The following is a 6,651-nucleotide window of genomic DNA, read 5'->3' on the forward strand; positions in this document are numbered from 1 at the left end:
GTATTCCTTTTCGCGCCTCTGCGCCGCGCTGCGGCAGGCGGAGCGAAGGGTGGGGTAGGGCGCCTCAGCCGCGCGCGAAGGGCGGCAGCCACACGCGGTGGGGGCCCCCCCCCCCCCCCCCCCCCGGGGGGGCGGGCCCCGGCGCCGGGGTCAGTCTCGCAGGATGCGCGCCAGGCTCACCAGCATGGTCGCGGTCGCGCCCCAGATCAGGTGCTCGGGGTGCGGCCAGACCCAGTATTCGCGCAGGCGCCCGCGGAACTCCGCCTGGCGCCGCTCCGGCGCGGCCGGGTCGAGCACGGTCGCCAGCGGCATTTCGAAGATCGCGGCGACCTCGCCCGGATCGGGCGTCAGGGTCAGCGGCGGGTCGAGGAAGGCGACCACCGGGGTCACCCGGAACCCGGTGCCGGTCAGGTGTTCCGGCAGATGGCCGACGACCACGGGCAGGCGCGGATCGAGGCCGACCTCCTCGGCCGCCTCCCGCAGCGCCGCGGCCTCCGCCGTCTCCCCCGGCTCCAGCGTGCCGCCAGGGAAGGCCACCTGGCCGGCATGGGCGGTGAGCCGGGCGGAGCGCAGCGTCAGCAGGATGGAGGGTGCGGCATCGTGCCAGACGATCGGCACCAGCACCGCCGCGTCGCGCAGCCGGCCCGCCAGCGCGGCGGCCTCGGCGTCGTCCGAGAAGGTCGGCGCGGCGCGCGCCAGCAGCGCGGGATCGCCGAGGCGGCCGGCGATGTCCTCGCGCGTCAGGGCGCGGTTCACTCCGCGGCGCGGCGAAGGCCGAGCTCGGCCGGCGCCTCGTCGATCGGGAAGAAGACGCCTTCGGACCAGACGCCCAGCACCGCGCGCCCCTCCACCGTCTCGGGCTGCGCGAGGGCGACCAGCTCGTAGAACACCGCACGGCTGATGCGCGCCTCCAGCCCCGGGCGCACCGTGATGTAGGGACGCGGCTCGCGCGACTTCGGATCTATCGCGACGCGGATCGGGTGATCGGCGTCGGCGGTGACCATCTCGTCGAGGTTGGTGCGGAAGGTCAGGCACTGGCGCGGGGTCGGATCCGGCGCGAAGGGATCGGCGCAGTCGCGCCAGAACATCTCGACCGCGACGAAGGGGGCGTCCTCCACTTCGATCCGGCCGCGCTCGACCGGCGTCTCCAGCACATAGGCGCCGTCCGATTCGCGCTTCAGCACCGAGGCGAACAGGCAGACCAGTTCCTTCCGCCCGATCGGGCTGCCCCGGTAGAACCAGGTGCCGTCCTTCGCGATCCGCATCGGGAAGTCGCCGCAATCATGGCGCTTGCGGGGCGGTCCGCCGCGTCGGTCCTCGCCGCCTTGCGCCTTCGCCGGATGGCCGTCCGTCATGGCTTTTCCCGCATCCGTGAAGCACCCGCCCCCATCCGAGCATCCCCGCCGCCCCGCATCGCCGGCCCCGCCCGCACCGCTCGCCGCAAAGGTGTAACCGTACTGGCGGAGCGGATGGGCAAGGTGGATACTCGAACCATATGCACCGGCTGCGGATATAGGGAGCCCGACCCGCATGGTTGAAGTGGCAGACCCCACGGAAGCGAGGATGCTGGTCGCGGAGGCGGAAGCCCTCGCCGAGCGCCTCGCCCGCGTCCGCCAATCCATCGGCCGCGTGATCTTCGGCCAGGAACAGGTCGTGGAGCGCACGCTGATCACCCTGCTGTCGGGCGGGCATGTGCTGCTGGTGGGCGTGCCGGGGCTGGGCAAGACCAAGCTGGTCGAGACGCTGGGAACCGTGCTCGGGCTGGACGCGAAGCGGGTGCAGTTCACCCCGGACCTGATGCCCTCCGACATCCTGGGCTCCGAGGTGCTGGAGGAGGACCAGCACGGCAGGCGGCACTTCCGCTTCATCAAGGGGCCGATCTTCTGCCAGCTGCTGATGGCCGACGAGATCAACCGCGCCTCCCCCCGCACCCAGTCGGCGCTGCTGCAGGCGATGCAGGAGCACAAGGTTGCGATCGCCGGGGAGATCCATGCCCTGCCCGCCCCCTTCCACGTGCTGGCGACGCAGAACCCGATCGAGCAGGAAGGCACCTATCCCCTGCCGGAGGCGCAGCTCGACCGCTTCCTGCTGGAGATCGACGTCTCCTACCCCGACCTGGCGGCGGAACGCGCGATGCTGCTGGCCACCACCGGCGCCAGCCAGGCGCAGCCAGTCCAGGCGATGAGCGGGCCGGAGCTGCTGGCCGCGCAGACCCTGATCCGGCGCCTGCCGGTGGGCGAGGGGGTGGTGGAGGCGATCCTGCGCCTGGTGCGCGGCGCGCGCCCCGAGACCACCGAGATCGAGGAGGTGCGCCGGCACCTCTCCTACGGCCCCGGTCCGCGCGCGGCGCAGGCGCTGATGCTGGCCACGCGCGCGCGCGCCGTGCTGGACGGCCGCCTCTCGCCGAGCGTCGAGGACGTGCTGGCGCTGGCCGAGCCGGTGCTGCGCCACCGCATGGCGCTGAACTTCTCCGCCCGTGCGGACGGCATCCACCTGTCCGAGATCCTCGATCGGCTGAAGGCGCAGCTTGGCTAGCGCGCCGCCCGCCCTTCTCGTCCCCTGGGCCGAGCAGCTCGGCGCCAGCCTGCCGCCCCTGCTGGTGCAGGCCGAGCGGGTCGCGGCCACGGTGATGCCTGGACTGCACGGGCGCCGGCGCGCCGGGCCGGGCGAGGCCTTCTGGCAGTTCCGGCCCTATGTGGCCGGCGACCAGGCGAGCCGGATCGACTGGCGGCAATCCGGCAAGTCCGATCGGCTCTTCATCCGCGAGACGGAATGGGAAGCGGCGCAGACCGTGGCCCTGTGGCGCGCGGCCGGCCCGGGCATGGCATGGCGCAGCGGCAAGGAGGTGCCGGCCAAGGTGCTGCGCGCGGAGCTGCTGCTGCTGGCGCTGGCGTCGCTGCTGCTGCGCGGCGGCGAGCGGGTGCGCCTGTTCGGCCTGCCCCGGCCCTTCGCCGGGCGCCAGGCGCTGCCGGCCATCGCCGGCTCGCTGCCGCGGATCGCCCCGCGGCCGGAGGATGTGCGCATCGCGCGCCATGCCCGCGCGGTGCTGTTCGGCGATTTCTGGGAACCGCTGGAGCAGACCCGCAAGGCGATCGGCGCGCTGGCGACTCAGGGCGTGCGGGGCCATCTGGTGCAGGTGCTCGACCCGGCGGAGGAGACCCTTCCCTATGCCGGCCGGGTCCGCTTCGAGGAGGTCGGCGACACGGTGATGCCCCCTGCCCTGGTGCCCCGCGTGGAAGCGGTGCGCGCGCTCTATGCCGAGCGCCTGGCGCGGCATCGCGAGGGCCTCGCCGCGCTGGCGCAATCGGCCGGCTGGACCTTCGCCACCCACCGCACCGACCAGCCGCCGGAATCGGCGCTGCTCGCGCTGCACCAGAGGCTGGCGCCGGCGTGATGGTTCTTCCGTCGACAGCGCTTGGTCGCGCCCCATGCTGACGCTCGGCCCCGTCGCCTTCGCGGCGCCCTGGCTGCTGCTCGCGCTGCCGGCGCTGCCGATCCTCTACTGGCTGCTGCGCGTCACGCCGCCCGCGCCGAAGCGCCAGGACTTTCCCGCCATCGCCCTGCTGCGCGACCTGCCGGCACCGGAAGAAACCCCGCAGCGCACGCCCTGGTGGCTGCTGCTGCTGCGCCTGCTGGCCGCCGCGCTGATCATCATCGGCCTCGCCCGGCCGGTCTGGGGCCCCTCCGGCGGGCGCGGCGGCGAGGGGCCGCTGCTGATCGTGATGGATGACGGCTGGGCCGCCGGCGCCGACTGGCCGGACCGCACCGCCGCGGTGGAGGCGGCGCTGACCGCCGCGGCGCGGGAGGGCCGGCGCACCGCCCTGCTGCTGACCGCTTCCGTGCCCGGACCCGAGCCGCTGCGCGCCACCGGCCTGATGCCGGCCGAAGAAATGGCCGGCCGCGTCGCCGCGCTGCGCCCGAAGCCCTGGGCGCCCGACCGCGCCGCCGCGCTTGCCGCGCTCGCCGCCTGGCGGGAGCAGCACCCCGGCGCCTTCGCCGCGCTCTATGTCGCCGACGGCGTCGAGCATGCGCGCGAGGGAGACGCCTTCACCCCCTTCGCCACGGCGCTCGCGCAGGGCGGCGCTCTGACCGTCGCGCGTGCCGACGGGCGCCCCACGCGGCTGCTGCCGACGCCGCGCGCGGAGGCGGACCAGCTTGTCGTGTCGCTCCGCACCACGCCGCTGCCGGTTGCCTCCGAGGCGGTGGTGCTGGCGCGCACCGGCGATGGCCGCACCCTCGACCGTGCCGTGATCCCGGTGCCGGCCGGCGCGACGGAAGCCGAGGCCGCGCTGCCGTTGCCGATCGAGATCCGCAACCAGGTGGTGCGGCTCGACCTCGACGGGATCAACGGGGCCAACGCCACGGTTCTGCTCGACGAGCGGTTCCGCCGACGGCCGGTCGGGCTGATTGCGGGCGGCGCGGCGACGGCCGCCGATGCGCCGCTGATCGGCGAGCTGTTCTACATAGACCGCGCGCTCGCCCCCTTTGCCGAGCTGCGCCGGGGCACGGTGGAGGAGCTGCTGCAGCGGCGGCTGTCCGTGCTGGTGCTCGCCGACCGGCCGATCGCGGAAGCGCGCGAGCGCGAGGCGCTGGCGCGCTGGGTGCAGGACGGCGGCACGCTGCTGCGCTTCGCCGGGCCGCGCGTGGCGGAATCGACCGATCCGCTGCTGCCCGTGCCGCTGCGCGCCGGGGAACGGCAGATCGGCGGCGCGCTCTCCTGGGAGCAGCCGCAGCGGCTCGCGCCCTTCCCGGAAGGCTCGCCCTTCGCCAGCCTGACGCCGCCTGCCGAGGTGACGGTGGAGCGGCAGGTGCTGGCGGAGCCCTCCGCCCAGCTGACCGGCCGCACCTGGGCGCGGCTGGCGGACGGAACGCCGTTGGTCACGCAGGAGGGCCGCGGCGCCGGGCGCATCGTCCTGTTCCACATCACCGCCAACGCCGACTGGTCGAATCTGCCGTTGTCGGGCCTGTTCGTGGACATGCTCCGGCGCATCGTCGCGCTCTCCGCCGGCGTCGCCGGCGCGGAAGGCGAGGCGCCGCTGGCGCCGCTCGAGACGCTGGACGGCTTCGGCCGGCTCGGCCCGCCGCCGCCCGGCGCGCAGCCCATCCCCGCCGCCCGCATCGAGGAGGAGGCCGCCTCGCCCCGCCATCCGCCGGGCTGGTACGGCACCGGGGTGGCGGGCAGCGAGGCGACGCAGCGCCGCGCGCTCAATCTCGGCGCCGGCATCGCCCCGCCGCGCCTCGCCGCCGCGCCGCCGCCCGGAAGCCGTGTGCAGGCGATCGGCGGCGTGCCTGCCGAGCGCGACCTGGGGCCCTGGCTGCTGGCCGCGGCGCTGCTGCTGCTGGTGGCGGACCTGATCGTGTCGCTGCTGCTGCGCGGGCTGCTGGTGCGCCCGGCCGCGCTGGCGCGCGGCGTGCTGGCGCCGCTGCTCCTGGCCTCCCTGTTGGCAGGGCCGGCGATGGCGCAGCCGCAGCCGGAGGGCAATGCCGCGCTCGCGACGCGGCTGGCCTATGTGCTGACCGGCAATGCCGAGATGGACGAGATCTCACGCGCCGGGCTGGTCGGCCTGTCGGACTTCGTGAACCGGCGCACGGCGGCCGCACTCGCCGATCCGCATGGCGTGACGCCGGGGCGGGACGATCTCTCCTTCTTCCCGCTGCTCTACTGGCCGGTGCTGCCCGACGCGCCGCAGCCCGATGCGGCGATGGCCGCCGCCCTCAACGCCTTCATGCGCCAGGGCGGCATCATCCTGTTCGACACGCGCGACGAGGGCTCGGGCGAGGGCTTCTCGCCGGGGTCCCGCGCCGCGCTGCGGCGAGTCACGCGCGACCTTGTCGTGCCGCCGCTGGCGCCGGTGCCGGAGGACCATGTGCTGAAGCGCGCCTTCTACCTGCTGCAGGACCTGCCGGGCCGCTTCTCCGGCGGCAGCGTCTGGGTGGCGCGCGAGCAGGACCGCGCCAATGACAGCGTGAGCCCGGTGATCATCGGCGGCCACGACTGGGCCGCCGCCTGGGCCGTGGATGCGCGCGGCAACAACCCCTACGCCACGATCCCGGGCGGCGCGCGGCAGCGCACCCTGGCCTATCGTTTCGGCGTCAACCTCGTGATGTACGCGCTGACCGGCAACTACAAGGGCGACCAGGTGCATGTGCCCGCGATCCTGGAAAGGCTCGGGAATTGATGCCGGGTCCCTCCTCCTTTCGGGCCGCGCAGCATGTCTGAGGCGCGCAAGCCAAGGCCGCGGAGCGGCCGCCCGGCGCCTGAGGGCACCAACACATGAACCACGTCCTCGCCGGCCTCGACTTCGCGCCGGTCATTCCCGCCTGGCTGCTCGTCGCACTGGCCGTCATTGCGCTCCTTGCCCTCGTGCCTGCGCTGGTGCGCATCGTCACGACCGCCGAGGGCAAGCGGCGCATCATTCCCGCGCGCGGCGCGCTGCTGCGCCTCGCCGCCTTCGCGGCACTGGTCCTCGCGCTCGCCAATCCGCGCCTCGTCGAGGAGACGCGGGAGACGCGGCCCGACATCGCGCTGATGGTGGTGGACCGCAGCGACAGCGCCACGCTCGGCCCGCGCGCGGCGCAGATCGAGGCGGCGCGCGGCGCCGCCCGGGGGCGCGCCCGCCCCCCCGCCGCCCCCCCGCGGGCGCCCCGGGG

At 74.9% G+C, this 6,651-nt stretch carries 5 protein-coding genes and 1 pseudogene; 4 read left to right on the plus strand and 2 right to left on the minus strand.

The features are described 5' to 3' along the window. Positions 1-150: 150 nt before the first annotated feature. Together AC1MIR_RS05930 and AC1MIR_RS05935 are read right to left on the minus strand one after the other, a co-directional pair. The gene (locus tag AC1MIR_RS05930; RefSeq protein ID WP_480027263.1) at positions 151-756 is read right to left on the minus strand and encodes a CoA pyrophosphatase; all 606 of its coding nucleotides are present in this window, start codon (positions 754-756) and stop codon (positions 151-153) included. After that, positions 753-1,355 (minus strand): DUF1285 domain-containing protein, encoded by a 603-nt coding sequence (locus AC1MIR_RS05935; protein WP_480027264.1) that lies wholly within the window; start codon positions 1,353-1,355, stop codon positions 753-755. Before AC1MIR_RS05935 ends, AC1MIR_RS05930 begins: the two co-directional genes overlap by 4 nt. Positions 1,356-1,530: 175 nt before the next feature. Here AC1MIR_RS05935 and AC1MIR_RS05940 point away from each other — a divergent pair, with 175 nt between their 5' ends. The 4 genes and pseudogenes from AC1MIR_RS05940 to AC1MIR_RS05955 form a co-directional block, all read left to right on the plus strand. Then, a complete protein-coding gene (locus tag AC1MIR_RS05940) occupies positions 1,531-2,535 on the plus strand; it encodes an AAA family ATPase (protein WP_480027265.1) in 1,005 nt (334 codons plus the stop codon). Further along, positions 2,528-3,394, plus strand: a complete 867-nt coding sequence (locus AC1MIR_RS05945; RefSeq protein ID WP_480027266.1) for a DUF58 domain-containing protein — start codon at positions 2,528-2,530, stop codon at positions 3,392-3,394. The genes AC1MIR_RS05940 and AC1MIR_RS05945 overlap by 8 nt, the downstream gene beginning before the upstream one ends. A gap of 34 nt (positions 3,395-3,428) precedes the next feature. Next, on the plus strand, positions 3,429-6,179 hold the full coding sequence (locus tag AC1MIR_RS05950; protein WP_480027267.1) for a DUF4159 domain-containing protein: 2,751 nt from the start codon (positions 3,429-3,431) through the stop codon (positions 6,177-6,179). Positions 6,180-6,274: 95 nt separating this feature from the next. Continuing rightward, positions 6,275-6,651: pseudogene (locus AC1MIR_RS05955) on the plus strand (hypothetical protein); the annotation flags it as partial.

The sequence above is a fragment of the Falsiroseomonas sp. RANM36 genome (assembly GCF_056682175.1).